Raw genomic sequence first — 16047 nt, 5'->3', positions numbered from 1 at the left:
CAGGCTCCCTGCTGGTTTTGGCAGTCACCTTAAAGCGGGTCGATGAAACTATTGTTGCAACGCACTACAGCGGTGTGCCGAGCAGCACATTTGTCGCTGAAAATGTCACTTGCACCGATGAGCCGGCTGCCAGGCTCTGTTCTTGCAACTGCTGCGGTTCGGCCAGGGCGCATAGCGTCTGGCCATTGGGCAGGCCGATGCGCACTTCGCTGGGGCCGTCTTCGGCCGCATCGACCTGCTCTATCACGCCACGTAGCGTATTGATCCCCGGTTCTTCCGCGTGTTCGACGGGGTGCAATTGCAGCCAGCCAGCCTTGATCAGCGCCACCACGTCGGTGCCGACACCCAGCTCCAGGCGCAGCGTGCTGTCATGGGTGATCTGCGCTTCGATGACCAGACCCCGGGCCAGCTCCAGGCGCACCCGGTCGTTATGTCCCTGGGCCTCGATGCCCAAGACCTTGCCGTGTAATTGATTGCGGGCGCTGGTGCGCAGCATCAGGCGACTGAGCAGGCCCAGATCACCGACGTCTTCGCTCGCCTCCAGCAGTTGCGCCTGCAGTGCTTGCAGGCGCAGATACAGGCGCAGCACGCGCTGGCCTTCCTCAGACAGCTTGGCGCCACCACCGCCCTTGCCGCCCACGCTGCGTTCCACCAATGGATGGTCCGCCAGGTTGTTCAACTCATCGATGGCATCCCACGCCGCCTTGTAGCTCAGGCCCGCGCTCTTGGCGGCGCGGGTGATCGAGCCCTGTTCGGCGATGTGCTGCAACAGGGCGATGCGTTGGGGGCGTCGAACGATGTGCTGGGTCAGGAGCGTGGACAATGACATGACGAAAACTGCGTGCAAAGGGCGATGACCGGACGTTGGCGCCTTGGGCGCGGCACGTCAAGCCGACTCACCGGGTTTCGGCGTGCGGGCCAGGCAGTACACATCGACCCGCGCAGCGCCGGCATCGCGCAACAGGGCGGCCAGTGCCTGGGCGGTGGCGCCGGTGGTGAGCACGTCGTCGACCAATGCCAGGTGACGGTTGCGCAATGCTGCCTGGGGCGCGAGGGCAAAGGCCTGGCGCAGGTTTCGTCGCCGGGCCCTGGCGTCGAGGGCCTGTTGGGCGGGGGTGTCCTGGGTGCGTCGCAGCAGGTGTTCTTCGCAAGGAATCGCCAGTGGCCCACTGAGCCAGCGGGCCAGCAGCAGCGCCTGGTTGAAGCCGCGCTGGCGCAGACGCCGGGTCGCCAGCGGCACCGGTACCAGTGCGTCGGGCCGTTCCAGCCCTTCGTCGAAATGATGTTGCAGCGACTGCGCCAGCAGTTCGCCCAACAGTCGCCCCAGGGGCCATTTCGCCTGATGCTTGAAGCGGGTGATCAGGCTGTCCACCGGGAAGTCGTAGGCCCAAGGCGCCAGGACTCGCTCGAAGGCCGGCGGCCGCGAGGCACATTGGCCACAACGCAGTCCGGCCATGGGCAGCGGCAGGGCGCAGACGCTGCAGTGATCGCCGAGCCAGGGCAGCTCGCTTTCGCAGGGGGTGCAGATAGGTTGTGGCGTATCGGTGCCGTCGCCGCACAGCAGGCAGGTTTGTTCGTTTTTTAACCAGATGTAAACCGGTCCTTTGTATCGTGGTTGACAGCGCATGACTCTTCCTTAAATATGCCGAACATCCGTGTCGCGCCTGTGGGTATTCCATGTCCCAGGCGCCAGCCAAGCATAATCAAGGAAATGCCCATGAGCGCCAGCACCACTGCCAACCTGCGTCATGACTGGTCTTTGGCCGAAGTCAAAGCACTCTTTGTCCAGCCATTCAATGACCTGTTGTTCCAGGCGCAGACCGTGCACCGCGCGCATTTCGACGCCAACCGGGTCCAGGTGTCCACGTTGCTGTCGATCAAGACCGGCGCTTGCCCGGAAGATTGCAAATATTGTCCGCAGTCCGGTCACTACAACACCGGGCTGGACAAAGAGAAGTTGCTGGAAGTGCAGAAGGTCCTCGAAGAGGCTGCGCGGGCCAAGGCCATCGGTTCGACCCGTTTCTGCATGGGGGCGGCGTGGAAGCACCCATCGGCCAAGGACATGCCGTATGTGCTGGAAATGGTCAAGGGCGTGAAGGCCATGGGCCTGGAAACCTGCATGACCCTGGGCCGCCTCGACCAGGAGCAGACCGAAGCGCTGGCCCAGGCCGGCCTGGACTACTACAACCATAACCTCGATACCTCGCCGGAGTTCTACGGCAGCATCATCACCACCCGCACCTACAGCGAGCGCCTGCAAACCCTGGCCTATGTGCGTGATTCGGGGATGAAGATCTGCTCCGGCGGGATCCTGGGCATGGGCGAGTCTCTGGACGACCGCGCCAACCTGCTGATCCAACTGGCGAACCTGCCGGAGCATCCGGAGTCGGTGCCGATCAACATGCTGGTCAAGGTCGCGGGCACGCCGCTGGAGAATGCCGAAGACATCGATCCGTTCGATTTCATCCGCATGCTCGCCGTGGCGCGGATCATGATGCCCCAGTCCCATGTGCGCCTGTCCGCTGGCCGTGAAGCGATGAACGAGCAGATGCAGGCCCTGGCTTTTTTTGCCGGCGCCAACTCGATTTTCTACGGCGACAAGCTGTTGACCACCGCCAACCCGCAAGCCGACAAGGACATGCAACTGTTCGCACGCCTGGGCATCCAGCCCGAAGCCCGCGAAGAGCATGCCGACGAAGTGCATCAGGCGGCGATTGAACAGGCGCTGGTGGAACAGAAGAGCAGCGAGCAGTTCTATAACGCCGCTGTTTGACCACTCACCGATACCCGGATTGGAGTGCAAGACCCTGTGGGAGCGAGCTTGCTCGCGATGGCGATGGAACATTCACATTTATGTCGACTGACACGCCGCTATCGCGAGCAAGCTCGCTCCCACAAGGGCTTTGGCCAGTCTTTAAACAGTTGAGGCCTGCATGCCCTTCGATCTCGCCGCACGCCTGGCTGCACGTCGTGCCGACAACCTCTATCGCCAGCGCCCACTGCTCGAAAGCCCGCAGGGCCCGGAAGTGGTGGTGGACGGCCAGCCGTTGCTGGCGTTCTGCAACAACGATTACCTGGGCCTGGCCAATCACCCGCAAGTGATCGAAGCCTGGCGCGCCGGGGCGGCCCGTTGGGGGGTGGGGGGAGGCGCCTCTCATTTGGTGATCGGCCACAGCGGTCCGCATCACGCCCTGGAAGAAGCCTTGGCCGACCTGACGGGGCGGCCGCGGGCGTTGCTGTTCACCACTGGCTACATGGCCAACCTCGGCGCCGTCACCGCGCTGGTGGGGCAGGGCGATACGGTGTTGGAAGACCGCCTCAATCATGCTTCGCTGCTCGACGCCGGGCTGTTGTCCGGTGCACGTTTCAACCGATACCTGCACAACGATGCCCGAAGCCTGGCCAGCCGCCTGGAGAAAGCCACCGGCAATACCTTGGTGGTCACCGATGGCGTGTTCAGCATGGACGGCGACCTTGCCGACCTACCGGCCCTGGCCCGTGAAGCCAAGGCCAAGGGCGCCTGGCTGATGGTCGACGATGCCCACGGCTTCGGTCCGCTGGGAGCCCAGGGCGGCGGTATCGTCGAACATTTCGGCTTGAGCCAGGATGACGTGCCGGTGCTGGTCGGTACCCTGGGCAAGGCCTTTGGCACCGCCGGCGCCTTCGTCGCCGGTAGCGAGGAACTGATCGAAAGCCTGATTCAGTTCGCGCGTCCCTACATCTACACCACCAGCCAACCGCCGGCCCTGGCCTGCGCCACGCTCAAGAGCCTTGAACTGCTGCGCGGCGAGCATTGGCGACGCGAACACCTGCAGGTGCTGATCCGCCAGTTCCGCCAGGGCGCCGAGCAGATCGGCCTGCAATTGATGGACAGCTTCACGCCGATCCAACCGATCCTGGTGGGCGATGCGGGGCGTGCCATGCGCGTGTCGCAGATGTTGCGCGAGCGCGGGCTGATGGTCACGGCGATCCGCCCACCCACCGTGCCGGCCGGCAGCGCTCGTTTGCGCGTGACGTTGACCGCTGCCCACAGCGAGGCCCAGGTGCAGCTATTGTTGGATGCACTGGCCGAGTGTTTTGCCCTGTTGGAACCGGAGCCAAGCCATGCGTGATCGACTGATTCTGTTACCCGGTTGGGGCTTGGGCGTTTCACCGCTGGAACCGCTGGCGGCGGCCTTGCAAGGGCTCGACGAACACCTGCGGGTGGACATCGAACCGTTGCCGGCGTTGCTGTCGAGCGATCCCGATGAATGGCTCGAAGAGTTGGATGCCAGCGTGCCCCAGGACGCCTGGCTGGGCGGCTGGTCCCTGGGTGGCATGCTGGCCTCGGCATTGGCGGCGCGTCGAGGGGAGCGTTGCTGCGGCTTGCTGACCCTGGCAAGCAATCCGGTCTTTGTCGCCCATGAACACTGGCCGAGCGCGATGGACGGCCAGACCTTCGATGGCTTTCTCGCCGGCTGTGCGGCCGACCCACGTCAGACCCTCAAGCGTTTCAGCCTGCTGTGCGCCCAGGGCGGCAGCGATCCGCGCGGGTTGTCGCGGTTGCTGTTGGCCGGAGCGCCCAGCACGTCGCCCGAAGCCCTGATGGCCGGGCTCGAACTGCTGGCGCAATTGGACACACGTACCGCGTTGCAGGGGTTTAGGGGGCCGCAACTGCATCTGTTTGCCGGGCTCGACGCCCTGGTACCGGCCGAAGCGGCGGGTGAATTGCTCGCGCTGCTGCCGGATGTCGAAATCGGTCTGATCGAACAGGCCGGCCACGGATTTCTTCTGGAGGACCCGCACGGTGTAGCGGGGGCGATCCAGGCTTTTTTGCATGAGTCCGGTGATGACTGATTTGTCTCTTCCCCCATTGCCCGGTGCCTTGCCCGACAAGCGCCAGGTCGCGGCTTCGTTTTCCCGGGCGGCAACCAGCTATGACAGTGTGGCCGAGCTGCAGCGCGACGTCGGTCAACAATTGCTCGACCGCTTGCCGACCTCGTTCATGTCGCGACGTTGGTTGGACCTGGGTTGCGGTACCGGTTATTTCACGCGGGCCCTGGGCGCGCGTTTCGGCGAGCGCACAGGCTTGGCATTGGATATCGCCGAAGGCATGCTCAACCATGCGCGTCCCCAAGGTGGCGCCGCGTATTTTGTCGCCGGTGATGCTGAGCGTCTGCCTTTGCACGCGGCGAGCTGCGACCTGGTGTTCTCCAGCCTGGCGGTGCAATGGTGTGCGGATTTTGCCGCGGTGCTGAGGGAGGCTCATCGAGTATTGAAGCCGGGCGGGGTGCTGGCCTTTACCAGCCTCTGCGTGGGTACTTTGTACGAGTTGCGCGACAGTTGGCGTCAGGTGGATGGCTGGGTGCACGTCAATCGTTTCCGTGGGTTCGAGACGTATCAGCACCTTTGCGCGGCCAGCGGACTGAAGGTCGTCAGTCTTGAAAACCGTCCTCATGTGTTGCATTACCCTGATGTGCGCAGCCTGACCCATGAATTGAAAGCGTTGGGCGCCCACAATCTGAACCCTGGGCGCCCTGGCGGCTTGACGGGCAGGGCGCGGATTCTTGCGCTGGTTGAAGCCTATGAGCAGTTTCGTCAGGCCCAGGGACTGCCGGCGACTTACCAGGTGGTCTACGCCGTTCTGGAGAAACCGCTATGAGCCAAGCCTATTTCATCACCGGCACCGACACCGATGTAGGCAAGACCACCGTTGCGGCGGGTCTGCTGCATGCTGCGCGACAGGCTGGCATGAGCACGGCTGCCGGGAAACCCGTGGCCTCTGGCTGTGACGTGACGCCCAAGGGCCTGCGCAATGCCGATGCGTTGGCACTGCTGGCCGAATGCTCGTTGCCGTTGACTTATGCACAGGTCAATCCGGTGGCGTTCGAGCCGGCAATAGCGCCGCACTTGGCCGCCCGGGAGGCGGGCGTTGCGTTGACGGTGCAGTCGCTACTGGGGCCCATGCGCGAAGTGCTGGCGCTGGGTGCCGACTTTACCTTGATCGAAGGCGCGGGCGGTTGGCGCGTGCCGCTGGCTGGGCAGGACAATCTCTCCGACCTGGCGATAGCGCTGGGCTTGCCGGTGATCCTGGTGGTGGGCGTGCGCCTGGGCTGCATCAGTCACGCATTGTTGACCGCGGAGGCTATTGCCCGCGATGGCTTGCAGCTTGCCGGTTGGGTCGCGAACATCATCGACCCGGCCACCTCGCGCCTGGAGGAAAACCTGGCAACCCTGGCCGAGCGACTTCCGGCGCCCTGCCTGGGCCGAGTGGCGCGGATCCAGAGCGTGACGGCCCAAGCCGTGGCCGAACACCTGCAGTTGGATCTGCTGGACTGACCTCACGCCAAGGTTTTACCTATGGCAAGGCACTGTGCCATTAGTGTTTTTGTCGGGCCTTTTCACTGGGCTTCTGATTCAATGGCCACTGTCGACCCTTCACGAAGACGAATTCTGCCATGGAAATCTCAGGAAACACCGCGTTCTATGCCGGTCTGAGCACGATTCAGACAGGGCAGAACCGCGTCGATCAGGCTTCCAGCCAGATCGCCAACAACACGATCGAGCGTTCGGTCACCAGCCAGTCGTCCGAAGTCCAAGTGGATCGCCTGCGATCGGTGGACCGTAGCCAGCAGTCGGACCTGGCCAGCAACATGGTCGACATGGCCCAGGGCAAGTTCCAGGTGCAATTGGGCGCCAATGTCGCCAAGGCATCCGACGAAATGCTCGGTACGTTGATCGATACCTTCGCCTGATCCTGTTCTTCAGATTTGCCAGAACGCCGCGATTATTCGCGGCGTTTTTGTCTCTAACGTCTTATTGCTCAACTAATCTTTTCCTACGCGCATTGGGGATACTTCAGTGCGATAGATTTCCCGTGTCCGACATTTTTCTCCGGCTGATGACGAACGGCAAAAGATCGGCGCTTGACAAGATTTGGGCGTAAACGTATGTTTCAAACAACTGTTTGACCGCTACAACAAATCCATGCGGTCGTTCATTCCCGGTTACATCAGCAGAGGTTTATCGCTATGCCTGACTACAAGGCCCCCTTGCGTGATATTCGCTTCGTTCGTGACGAACTGCTTGGCTACGAAGCGCATTATCAGAGCCTTCCGGCTTGCCAGGACGCAACTCCGGACATGGTTGATGCCATTCTCGAAGAAGGCGCCAAGTTTTGTGAGCAGGTACTGGCTCCGCTGAACCGCGTGGGTGACATCGAAGGTTGCACCTGGAGCGAGTCCGGCGTGAAGACCCCGACCGGCTTCAAGGAAGCCTACAAGCAATTCGTCGAAGGCGGCTGGCCGAGCCTGGCCCACGACGTCGAGCATGGCGGCCAAGGCCTGCCGGAATCCCTGGGCCTGGCGGTCAGTGAGATGGTCGGTGAGGCCAACTGGTCGTGGGGCATGTACCCGGGCCTGTCCCATGGCGCCATGAACACGATTTCCGAGCACGGTACGCCCGAACAGCAAGAGGCTTACCTGACCAAGCTGGTTTCCGGCGAATGGACCGGCACCATGTGCCTGACCGAACCGCACTGTGGCACCGACCTGGGCATGCTGCGCACCAAGGCCGAGCCTCAGGCCGACGGTTCCTACAAGGTTTCCGGTACGAAGATCTTCATTTCGGCTGGCGAACACGACATGGCCGACAACATCGTCCACATCGTGCTGGCACGCCTGCCGGACGCACCGGCTGGCACCAAGGGCATTTCGCTGTTTATCGTTCCAAAATTCCTGCCTAACGCCGACGGCTCCATCGGCCAGCGCAACGCGGTGAGCTGCGGTTCCCTGGAACACAAGATGGGCATCCACGGCAACGCCACTTGCGTGATGAACTTCGACGCGGCCACCGGTTACCTGATCGGCCCGGCGAACAAAGGCCTGAACTGCATGTTCACCTTCATGAACACGGCTCGCCTGGGCACTGCGCTGCAAGGCCTGGCCCACGCCGAAATCGGTTTCCAGGGCGGTCTGAAATATGCCCGTGATCGCCTGCAAATGCGTTCCCTGACTGGCCCGAAAGCGCCGGATAAGGCCGCCGACCCGATCATCGTGCACCCGGATGTGCGTCGCATGCTGCTGACCATGAAGGCCTTCGCCGAAGGTAACCGGGCGATGGTGTACTTCACCGCCAAGCAGGTCGACATCGTCAAGTACGGCGTGGACGAAGAAGAGAAGAAAAAGGCCGATGCGTTGCTGGCGTTCATGACGCCTATCGCCAAGGCCTTCATGACCGAAGTCGGTTTCGAATCGGCCAACCATGGCGTGCAGATCTACGGTGGCCACGGCTTCATCGCCGAGTGGGGCATGGAGCAGAACGTTCGCGACAGCCGCATCTCGATGCTGTACGAAGGCACCACTGGCATCCAGGCCCTCGACCTGCTGGGCCGTAAGGTGCTGATGACTCAAGGCGAGGCACTGAAGGGCTTCACCAAGATCGTCCACAAGTTCTGCCAGGGCAACGAAGGCAACGAAGCGGTCAAGGAGTTCGTCGAGCCCCTGGCTGCGCTGAACAAGGAATGGGGCGAGCTGACCATGAAGGTCGGCATGGCGGCCATGAAGGATCGCGAAGAAGTGGGCGCGGCATCGGTGGACTACCTGATGTACTCCGGTTACGCCTGCCTGGCCTATTTCTGGGCTGACATGGCGCGCCTGGCGGCGGAAAAACTCGCAGCCGGCACCACCGAAGAAGCCTTCTACACCGCCAAGCTGCAGACTGCGCGTTTCTACTTCCAGCGCATCCTGCCGCGTACCCGTACCCACGTGGCAACCATGCTGTCGGGCGCCAATAACCTGATGGACATGAAAGAAGAGGACTTCGCGCTGGGTTACTAAGCCTCACGCAGTTCTTTGAAAAAAGCCGCTGCTTCTTCGGGAGCAGCGGTTTTTTTTTGCCGGCGACAAATGCTCGCCTCAAGCGCCAGCAGGCCTCAAATCACCGAATTTCTCCCTGTACACGTCGCGAACCCAATCGATGAACACCCGCATCCTGGGGAAAGCTTGCGATCAAACGGGTAGCGCGAACTGACAGGCCGTCCCGCAGCCGGCGAGTGCGGCGCTGGCGTAGCGCTCTGCGTCACTGACCGAAATCCAGCCTCGTACTTCAAATGCCGTCACCTGTCCCTGCAACGCGTCGAAACGGTCCATAGGGGCCCATTTGTTGTGATTTTTGGAATGGATAAGTCAATTTCATCCCGTTTATTCACAGGCGGTCAATCGACATCATGGCGTTGTGGGCTGACAACCCTCGCGCCCTGTGGGCTCGGCCGGTGCCGGTCCCGTGAAACCAGCTTTATCGCACGTACCGAAGAGGAATTGCCCATGAAAGTGAACACCACTCTTGCGGCCTGGTGCCTGATCGCCGTTGGCGGCCGCTTACTGGGTCATAGCACCCTGTCTAGTCTCTTGAGGTCACGGCGCTTACCTGTGATCCGGGAGGTGAGTCATGGCCAATAACGCATTCCTCACTCATCTGAAGGTGGTGGTGGGTGAGTCGGTCATTGCGTCATCAGCCGCCACCCTGAGCGTGATGGCGCTGGAGGTTCCGGTGTGGGCCATGTTTGTCGGGTGGATTTCATTCTTTACCCGCGGCCTCAACCTCAAGCAGGGGACGATCAACCTGGCCTGCGTGCTGATTGGCGTCATTCTGGGTATCGGTGCGGCCCACGCCATGGCTGCCCTGACGCCCGTTCTGGGCAGCTATGCCATCAGTGCAGTGGTGTTCGCCATTACGGTCATTGCGCTGTCTTTGGCCAAGGCGCCGGTGTTCAACAACCTGCTCGGTTTCTTTCTGGGTCTGGTGGCGTATTTCGCTTCGCACCAACCCCCGTCGCTCACGACCTTCGGGGTGCTGGCCCTGGCCGGGACGCTGGGAGCGACAGCGGCCCTGCTGGCTCATTCTCTGCAAAAGCGGATTCGCCAGAGCGCTGGTCATTGACGCGAAGAAGTGCAGCTCATCGCGCCAGCAAGCGCGGGCCACGCCAGCGGGTGGCCCCGAAAACCTTCTTGCGCCCACGCATCCACAAAAGGACTACAAGATGGAAACCTCACACAGTAAATCCGGAACTACTTCCATGAAAACCACCCGCTCTCAAGAGCGCCTGCTGTTTCCTGCGCTGGACGGGCTTTACACCCGCGCGGAGCCCGTTTTGTATGCAGTGCTGCGGTGTGCGTTCGGCATTGTCATGTTCACCCACGGTCTTCCAAAAGCCTTGGGGATATCCCATGGCTCCATGGCGGACCCCATGGCGGGCTCCATCAATCTGATCCAGAACGTCATGGGCTTGCCGTTCGCCGCGCAATGGGCATTTCTGATCATGCTTCTTGAAACGGTCGGCGCGGTCATGCTGGCTGTCGGTCTGTGGGCGCGCCCGGTCGCGTTCATGATGGCGGTGCAAATGGTAGGTATCAGCTACGCGCTTGGCCCCACTTGGCCCTGGATTGATCGCGGCATCGAGTTTCCCGTGTTGATGGGATTTCTTGCGCTCTATATTGCCGTGCGCGGTAGCGGCCACTTTGCGGTGGATCGCAAGCTCGGGTTTTCCATCTGAAGAGGCGCAGGTGCTTGCGTGAGGATCCTGTAACAACAATTGCTCCGTCGAGCCCTAAGAAAACCTCTGGCCCTGCCGCTACAGGGATGGCAGTGTGACATCTGTCACATCTCGCGTGCCTTACGGTTCCAATCGCAGGCACAATGCCATCTTTCATCAGCCGGGTCGGAGTTTTACCCTTGCCGCGTTCTTCCGCTGTACGTTTAAGCCATTTCCTACCGTCATTGCTGCTGTTGCTGGCGGGGCTTGCGGCTGCCTACGTCAAGGATCTAAACGTTTTCTTCACCTCGCTGTTCAATGTTCTTCCAACGTTGGTGCTGCTGTTGGGCGGGGCGTACTGCGCGGTCTATCGGCGCCAGCGCGAGCTGTTCCTGATGGTCACGGTGTACATCGCCTACTTTCTCCTGGACACCCAGACCGATTTCTATCGCGACAACGGCAAGGTGCGCGAAGACGCTGCGGTGGTGTTTCACCTCGTCTGCCTGTTGCTGCCGCTGCTGTTCGGGTTGTTCGCGGCGTGGCAGGAGCGCACCCACCTGTTCCAGGACATGGTGGCGCGGTTCGCGGTGTTGCTGGTCTTCGGCAGCGTGGCCTTGGCCCTGGAGCAGAGTTTCCCCCAGGCCTTGCTGTTGTGGCTCTCGGAGATCCGTTGGCCCGCCTTGCACGGCGCCTGGATGAGCCTGATCCAATTGTCCTACCCGATGTTCGCCGCCGCGTTCCTGCTGCTGGCCTGGCAATATTGGCGCAACCCCCGACCCCTGCACGCGGCGCAACTGGTGGGTTTGCTCGGGTTGTTCTGGATGCTGCCCAAGACGTTTATCCTGCCGTTCACCCTGAACATCATGTGCAGCCAGGTGATGTTGATGATCGCAGCGGCGGTTGCCCACGAGGCCTATCAAATGGCCTTCCGTGACGAGCTCACCGGCCTGCCGGGCCGTCGTGCACTGAACGAACGCATGCAGCGCCTGGGGCGCAACTATGTGTTGGCGATGAGCGATGTGGACCATTTCAAGAAATTCAACGACACCCACGGCCACGACGTGGGCGATCAGGTGCTGCGCCTGGTCGCCAGCAAACTGTCGAAGATCGGCGGTGGCGGCAGGGCTTATCGCTACGGCGGTGAGGAATTTGCCCTGGTGTTCGCTGGCAAGACCATCGACGAGTGCATGCCCCACCTGGAAGTCATCCGCCAGTCCATCGAGACGTACGCCATCCAACTGCGCAACCCTGACAGCCGTCCCCAGGACGACCAACAAGGCCGCCAGCGTCGCTCCGGCGCCGGTGCGTCCAGCGTCTCGGTGACGGTCAGCATCGGCGTCGCGGAACGCCTCGAGCAACGCACGCCTGAAGAAGTGCTCAAGTCCGCCGACCAGGCGCTGTATAACGCCAAGGGCGCGGGGCGTAACTGTGTGGTTGCCTTCGGCCAGAGCCGCCGTGGCGCGGTGCGCATGGAGGCCGCCGCCGGTTGAGTGATGACGGCGCATTCAGCGTCTGGACTGTGATTGTGGGCCACGGTGGCCGGCAGTAGGTTGAAACGATCTGCTACCGGAGAAAACCACCATGCCCGAGTACAAAGCCCCCCTGCGCGACATGCGCTTTTTGATCGATCACGTTTTCGATTTCCACGGCCGTTATGCCGAACTGGGTGCCGGCGATGCCAGCCCGGACATGGTCGGCGCGATCCTCGAGGAGGGCGCCAGGTTCTGTGAGAACGTGTTGGCGCCGCTCAATCGCTCCGGTGACGAAGAGGGTTGTCATTTCGACAACGGCGTAGTGACCACGCCCGCAGGTTTCAAGCAGGCTTTTGCACAGTACGTGGAGGGCGGCTGGCATGGGCTGGCGGCGGACCCGACGTACGGCGGCCAAGGCTTGCCCAGCTCCCTGGGCCTGGTCATCAGCGAGATGATCGGCTCCAGCAATACCTCCTGGGGCATGTACCCGGGCCTGACTCACGGCGCCATGTCGGCGATTCACGCCCACGGCAGCGCTGAACAGAAACAGACCTACCTGAGCAAACTCACCGCCGGCCAATGGACCGGCACCATGTGCCTGACCGAAGCCCACTGCGGCACCGACCTGGGCATCATCAAGACCCGTGCCGTGCCCCAGGCCGACGGCAGCTACGCGATCTCCGGCAGCAAGATCTTCATTTCCGCCGGCGAACACGACATGAGCGACAACATCATCCACCTGGTATTGGCCAAGCTGCCAGACGCCCCCGCCGGGACCAAGGGCATCTCGCTATTCATCGTGCCCAAGTTTCTGCCCGACGCCACAGGTGAGGCCGGGGAGCGCAACGGCGTTTCCTGTGGTTCGATCGAACACAAGATGGGCATCAAGGCCTCGGCCACTTGCGTGCTGAATTTCGATGGGGCCAGGGGGTTCCTGATCGGTGAGCCGAACAAGGGCCTCAACTGCATGTTCACCATGATGAACCACGCTCGCCTGGGTACCGGTATGCAGGGCCTGTGCCTGGGGGAGGCGAGCTTCCAGGGCGCGATCAAATACGCCAACGACCGTTTGCAGATGCGCGCGCTGACCGGCCCCAAGGCGCCGGAAAAAGTCGCCGACCCGATCATCGTCCATCCCGATGTGCGCAGGATGTTGCTGACCATGAAGGCCTTCAACGAAGGCAACCGGGCGCTGACGTATTTCACCGCCCAACTGCTCGATACCGCGCACCTGAGCCCGGACGAAAGCGCCCGCCAGGAGGCCGAGGACCTGCTGGCGTTCCTCACCCCGATCTGCAAGGCTTTCATGACCGACACCGGGCTGGAGGTGACCAACCAAGGCATGCAAGTGTTCGGCGGCCACGGCTTCATTCGCGAGTGGGGCATGGAGCAGTTGGTGCGCGACTGCCGCATCGCGCCGATCTACGAGGGCACCAATGGCATCCAGGCCTTGGACTTGCTGGGGCGCAAGGTGCTGGGCAGCCAGGGCAAGTTGCTGCGTGGCTTTACCAGGATCGTCCATAAGTTCTGCGCCGCCAACGCTCAACATCCGCAGCTCAAGGAGTACGTCGCGCAACTCGACGGGCTCAACCAGCAGTGGGGTGAACTGACCACCCGAGTCGTCATGGCCGCCATGAAGAACCCGAATGAAGTGGGCGCCGCCTCCGTGGATTATTTGATGTACAGCGGCTACATCATCCTGGCCTACCTGTGGTTGCGCATGGCCTTGGTGGCCCAGGCGCAACTCGACACGGGTACAGGGGATGGCGATTTCTGCCGGGCCAAATTGGCAACGTGCGAGTTTTACTTCAAGCGCCTGCTGCCGCGTACGACCGCCCATCGGGCTGCGGTCGAGGCTGGGAGCGACTGTTTGATGAGCCTGCCGGCAGAGTCGTTTGCCCTCTGACTGAACCCGTGGCGAGGGAGTTTGCTCCCGCTGAGCTGCATAGCAGCCCTCTTTTTATGAGTGCTGCGCACTCAAGCGGGAGCAAGCGCCCTCGCCACGATGAATCTCTACAACCTTGCGCGTGACTAAAAATAACAAAACAGTCACTGGTTGACCCTATGTGTCGCAAAAGTTGTTGAGGTACACTCAGGCCATTGCGAAAACCGTCTTTTACGAACCATTTGTTTAGATCCTGCGAGGTTTGCCATGGCTGACTACAAAGCGCCCCTGCGCGATATGCGCTTCGTCCTCAATGAAGTGTTCGAGGTGGCGAAACTCTGGGCCCAATTGCCGGTGTTGGCCGACACCGTGGACGCTGAAACGGTCGAAGCGATCCTCGAGGAAGCCGGCAAAGTCACCAGCAAAAGTATCGCCCCCCTCAGCCGCGCCGCTGACGAAGAAGGTTGCCGCTGGGCGGACGGTGCCGTCACCACGCCGGCAGGTTTTCCACAGGCCTACAAGACTTACGCTGAAGGCGGTTGGGTCGGTGTCGGTGGTGATCCGGTGTACGGCGGCATGGGCATGCCCAAGGCCGTTTCGGCCCAGGTCGAGGAAATGGTCAACTCCGCCAGCCTGTCCTTCGGCCTGTACCCGATGCTGACCGCTGGTGCTTGCCTGTCGATCAATGCCCATGCCAGCGAAGAACTGAAGGCGGCGTACCTGCCGAACATGTACGCCGGCGTCTGGGCCGGCTCCATGTGCCTGACCGAACCGCATGCCGGCACGGACCTGGGGATCATCCGCACCAAGGCCGAACCTCAGGCCGACGGTTCCTACAAGGTCAGCGGCACGAAGATATTCATCACCGGTGGCGAGCACGATCTCACCGAGAACATCATTCACCTGGTGCTGGCGAAACTGCCAGATGCACCGGCAGGTCCCAAGGGCATCTCGCTGTTCCTGGTGCCCAAGTTCATGGTCAATGCCGACGGCAGCCTGGGCGCGCGCAACGCGGCCAACTGTGGGTCGATCGAACACAAGATGGGGATCCAGGCATCCGCCACTTGCGTGATGAACTTCGACGAAGCCGTGGGTTACCTGGTGGGTGAGCCGAACAAAGGCCTGGCGGCCATGTTCACCATGATGAACTACGAGCGTCTGGGCGTTGGCATCCAAGGCCTGGCTTCCGGCGAGCGTTCCTACCAGAACGCCGTCGAATACGCCCGTGATCGCCTGCAAAGCCGTTCGCCCACCGGTGCGCAGAACAAGGACAAGGTCGCTGACCCGATCATCGTCCACCCCGACGTGCGCCGTATGCTGCTGACCATGAAGGCCTCGAACGAGGGGGGCCGGGCATTTTCCACCTACGTGGCGATGCAACTGGACACTGCCAAGTTCAGCGAAGATCCGGTCACCCGCAAGCGCGCCGAGGACTTGGTGGCGTTGTTGACCCCGGTGGCCAAGGCTTTCCTGACCGACCTGGGCCTGGAAACCACGGTCCATGGCCAACAGGTGTTCGGCGGCCATGGCTACATTCGCGAATGGGGCCAGGAACAACTGGTACGTGACGTGCGCATCACCCAGATCTACGAAGGCACCAACGGCATCCAGGCGCTGGATCTGGTCGGGCGCAAGATCGTCGGCAGCGGCGGGGCGTTCTACCATTTGTTCGCTGATGAAATCCGCCATTTCACCGCCACCGCGAGCAGCGACCTGGAAGAGTTCATCAAGCCGTTGAACAGCGCAGTCGACACGCTGGACGAATTGACTGCCTGGCTGCTGGATCGGGCCAAGAGCAACCCGAACGAAATCGGCGCGGCGTCGGTGGAGTATCTCCAGGCGTTCGGCTACACCGCGTACGCCTACATGTGGGCTCTAATGGCCAGGGCGGCCTTGGGCAAGGAAAACCAGGAAGATTTCTACGCGAGCAAGCTGGGAACGGCGCGGTTCTATTTCGCCCGCCTGCTGCCGCGTATCCATTCCTTGAGCGCTTCGGTCAAGGCGGGCAGCGAGTCGCTGTTCCTGCTGGAGGCCGGTCAGTTCTGAAACCATGATGATGTGTAAGCATTTGCTTACACGTCGTGCCGGTGTTTTCCCTCTATCGGCAAATTGGATCCAGGACTAATCTAGCTTCCATGGACGTAGCGCAGGACGCGCAAAGGCAACAACACGGACACGTA

General features: G+C 61.8%; 15 protein-coding genes. 12 read left to right on the top strand and 3 right to left on the bottom strand.

The genetic code is table 11. The annotated features are described in order from the left end of the window. Window positions 1-64: 64 nt before the first annotated feature. Window positions 65-829 carry a TOBE domain-containing protein gene (locus ACMTA2_RS30065; RefSeq protein WP_413792963.1) on the bottom strand — a complete coding sequence of 255 codons (765 nt, stop codon included), beginning with the start codon at window positions 827-829 and terminating at the stop codon, window positions 65-67. A 57-nt stretch (window positions 830-886) separates the two neighbouring features. Next, the gene (locus tag ACMTA2_RS30060; RefSeq protein WP_413792962.1) at window positions 887-1627 is read right to left on the bottom strand and encodes a double zinc ribbon domain-containing protein; all 741 of its coding nucleotides are present in this window, start codon (window positions 1625-1627) and stop codon (window positions 887-889) included. A gap of 90 nt (window positions 1628-1717) precedes the next feature. Here ACMTA2_RS30060 and bioB point away from each other — a divergent pair, with 90 nt between their 5' ends. The 7 genes from bioB (at window position 1718) to ACMTA2_RS30025 (ending at window position 8816) form a co-directional block, all read left to right on the top strand. Then, entirely contained in the window at window positions 1718-2773 is a 1056-nt protein-coding gene (bioB, locus tag ACMTA2_RS30055) for a biotin synthase BioB (protein WP_014340550.1), read from the top strand. Between the two features lie 160 nt (window positions 2774-2933). Beyond that, a complete protein-coding gene (gene bioF / locus ACMTA2_RS30050) occupies window positions 2934-4112 on the top strand; it encodes an 8-amino-7-oxononanoate synthase (RefSeq protein ID WP_413792961.1) in 1179 nt (392 codons plus the stop codon). Then, window positions 4105-4836: an alpha/beta fold hydrolase gene (locus ACMTA2_RS30045; RefSeq protein WP_413792960.1), complete on the top strand. Its 732-nt coding sequence runs from the start codon at window positions 4105-4107 to the stop codon at window positions 4834-4836. The genes bioF and ACMTA2_RS30045 overlap by 8 nt, the downstream gene beginning before the upstream one ends. Next, the gene (bioC, locus tag ACMTA2_RS30040) at window positions 4829-5641 is read left to right on the top strand and encodes a malonyl-ACP O-methyltransferase BioC (protein WP_413792959.1); all 813 of its coding nucleotides are present in this window, start codon (window positions 4829-4831) and stop codon (window positions 5639-5641) included. Before ACMTA2_RS30045 ends, bioC begins: the two co-directional genes overlap by 8 nt. Continuing rightward, window positions 5638-6318, top strand: a complete 681-nt coding sequence (gene bioD, locus ACMTA2_RS30035) for a dethiobiotin synthase (RefSeq protein ID WP_413792958.1) — start codon at window positions 5638-5640, stop codon at window positions 6316-6318. The genes bioC and bioD overlap by 4 nt, the downstream gene beginning before the upstream one ends. A 119-nt stretch (window positions 6319-6437) precedes the next feature. Then, a complete protein-coding gene (locus tag ACMTA2_RS30030) occupies window positions 6438-6734 on the top strand; it encodes a pyrroloquinoline quinone biosynthesis protein PqqE (RefSeq protein WP_413792957.1) in 297 nt (98 codons plus the stop codon). A gap of 276 nt (window positions 6735-7010) precedes the next feature. Then, entirely contained in the window at window positions 7011-8816 is a 1806-nt protein-coding gene (locus ACMTA2_RS30025) for a phenylacyl-CoA dehydrogenase (RefSeq protein ID WP_003206230.1), read from the top strand. A gap of 171 nt (window positions 8817-8987) precedes the next feature. Here ACMTA2_RS30025 and ACMTA2_RS30020 read toward each other — a convergent pair whose 3' ends face one another. Then, window positions 8988-9128, bottom strand: a complete 141-nt coding sequence (locus ACMTA2_RS30020; RefSeq protein WP_413792956.1) for a hypothetical protein — start codon at window positions 9126-9128, stop codon at window positions 8988-8990. Between the two features lie 298 nt (window positions 9129-9426). Between ACMTA2_RS30020 and ACMTA2_RS30015 the strand changes: the two genes are divergently transcribed. From ACMTA2_RS30015 to ACMTA2_RS29995, 5 genes are all read left to right on the top strand, one after another. Continuing rightward, a complete protein-coding gene (locus ACMTA2_RS30015) occupies window positions 9427-9918 on the top strand; it encodes a DUF1097 domain-containing protein (RefSeq protein ID WP_413792955.1) in 492 nt (163 codons plus the stop codon). A 136-nt stretch (window positions 9919-10054) separates the two neighbouring features. Beyond that, window positions 10055-10531, top strand: a complete 477-nt coding sequence (locus ACMTA2_RS30010; RefSeq protein WP_413792954.1) for a DoxX family protein — start codon at window positions 10055-10057, stop codon at window positions 10529-10531. A gap of 179 nt (window positions 10532-10710) precedes the next feature. Next, complete coding sequence (locus ACMTA2_RS30005) at window positions 10711-12000, top strand: GGDEF domain-containing protein (protein WP_413792953.1); 1290 nt, start codon at window positions 10711-10713, stop codon at window positions 11998-12000. Between the two features lie 91 nt (window positions 12001-12091). Continuing rightward, entirely contained in the window at window positions 12092-13888 is a 1797-nt protein-coding gene (locus ACMTA2_RS30000) for an acyl-CoA dehydrogenase C-terminal domain-containing protein (protein WP_413792952.1), read from the top strand. 246 nt (window positions 13889-14134) lie between these two features. After that, the gene (locus tag ACMTA2_RS29995) at window positions 14135-15913 is read left to right on the top strand and encodes an acyl-CoA dehydrogenase C-terminal domain-containing protein (protein WP_413792951.1); all 1779 of its coding nucleotides are present in this window, start codon (window positions 14135-14137) and stop codon (window positions 15911-15913) included. The last annotated feature ends 134 nt before the right edge of the window (window positions 15914-16047 follow it).

It is taken from the genome of Pseudomonas medicaginis (assembly GCF_965119365.1).
In the GTDB taxonomy this organism is placed as follows: Bacteria; Pseudomonadota; Gammaproteobacteria; order Pseudomonadales; family Pseudomonadaceae; genus Aquipseudomonas.
The sequence above is the reverse complement of the archived record's forward strand: the minus strand, read 5'-3'. Positions and strand labels throughout refer to the sequence as shown.

Coding starts and splice junctions, on each gene's coding strand:
- ACMTA2_RS29995 (WP_413792951.1), top strand. CDS start 14,135: ATGGCTGACTACAAAGCGCCCCTGCGCGATATGCGCTTCGTCCTCAAT.
- ACMTA2_RS30020 (WP_413792956.1), bottom strand. CDS start 9,128: ATGGACCGTTTCGACGCGTTGCAGGGACAGGTGACGGCATTTGAAGTA.
- ACMTA2_RS30060 (WP_413792962.1), bottom strand. CDS start 1,627: ATGCGCTGTCAACCACGATACAAAGGACCGGTTTACATCTGGTTAAAA.
- ACMTA2_RS30025 (WP_003206230.1), top strand. CDS start 7,011: ATGCCTGACTACAAGGCCCCCTTGCGTGATATTCGCTTCGTTCGTGAC.
- bioC (WP_413792959.1), top strand. CDS start 4,829: ATGACTGATTTGTCTCTTCCCCCATTGCCCGGTGCCTTGCCCGACAAG.
- bioF (WP_413792961.1), top strand. CDS start 2,934: ATGCCCTTCGATCTCGCCGCACGCCTGGCTGCACGTCGTGCCGACAAC.
- ACMTA2_RS30010 (WP_413792954.1), top strand. CDS start 10,055: ATGAAAACCACCCGCTCTCAAGAGCGCCTGCTGTTTCCTGCGCTGGAC.
- ACMTA2_RS30030 (WP_413792957.1), top strand. CDS start 6,438: ATGGAAATCTCAGGAAACACCGCGTTCTATGCCGGTCTGAGCACGATT.
- ACMTA2_RS30065 (WP_413792963.1), bottom strand. CDS start 829: ATGTCATTGTCCACGCTCCTGACCCAGCACATCGTTCGACGCCCCCAA.
- bioB (WP_014340550.1), top strand. CDS start 1,718: ATGAGCGCCAGCACCACTGCCAACCTGCGTCATGACTGGTCTTTGGCC.
- bioD (WP_413792958.1), top strand. CDS start 5,638: ATGAGCCAAGCCTATTTCATCACCGGCACCGACACCGATGTAGGCAAG.
- ACMTA2_RS30000 (WP_413792952.1), top strand. CDS start 12,092: ATGCCCGAGTACAAAGCCCCCCTGCGCGACATGCGCTTTTTGATCGAT.
- ACMTA2_RS30015 (WP_413792955.1), top strand. CDS start 9,427: ATGGCCAATAACGCATTCCTCACTCATCTGAAGGTGGTGGTGGGTGAG.
- ACMTA2_RS30045 (WP_413792960.1), top strand. CDS start 4,105: ATGCGTGATCGACTGATTCTGTTACCCGGTTGGGGCTTGGGCGTTTCA.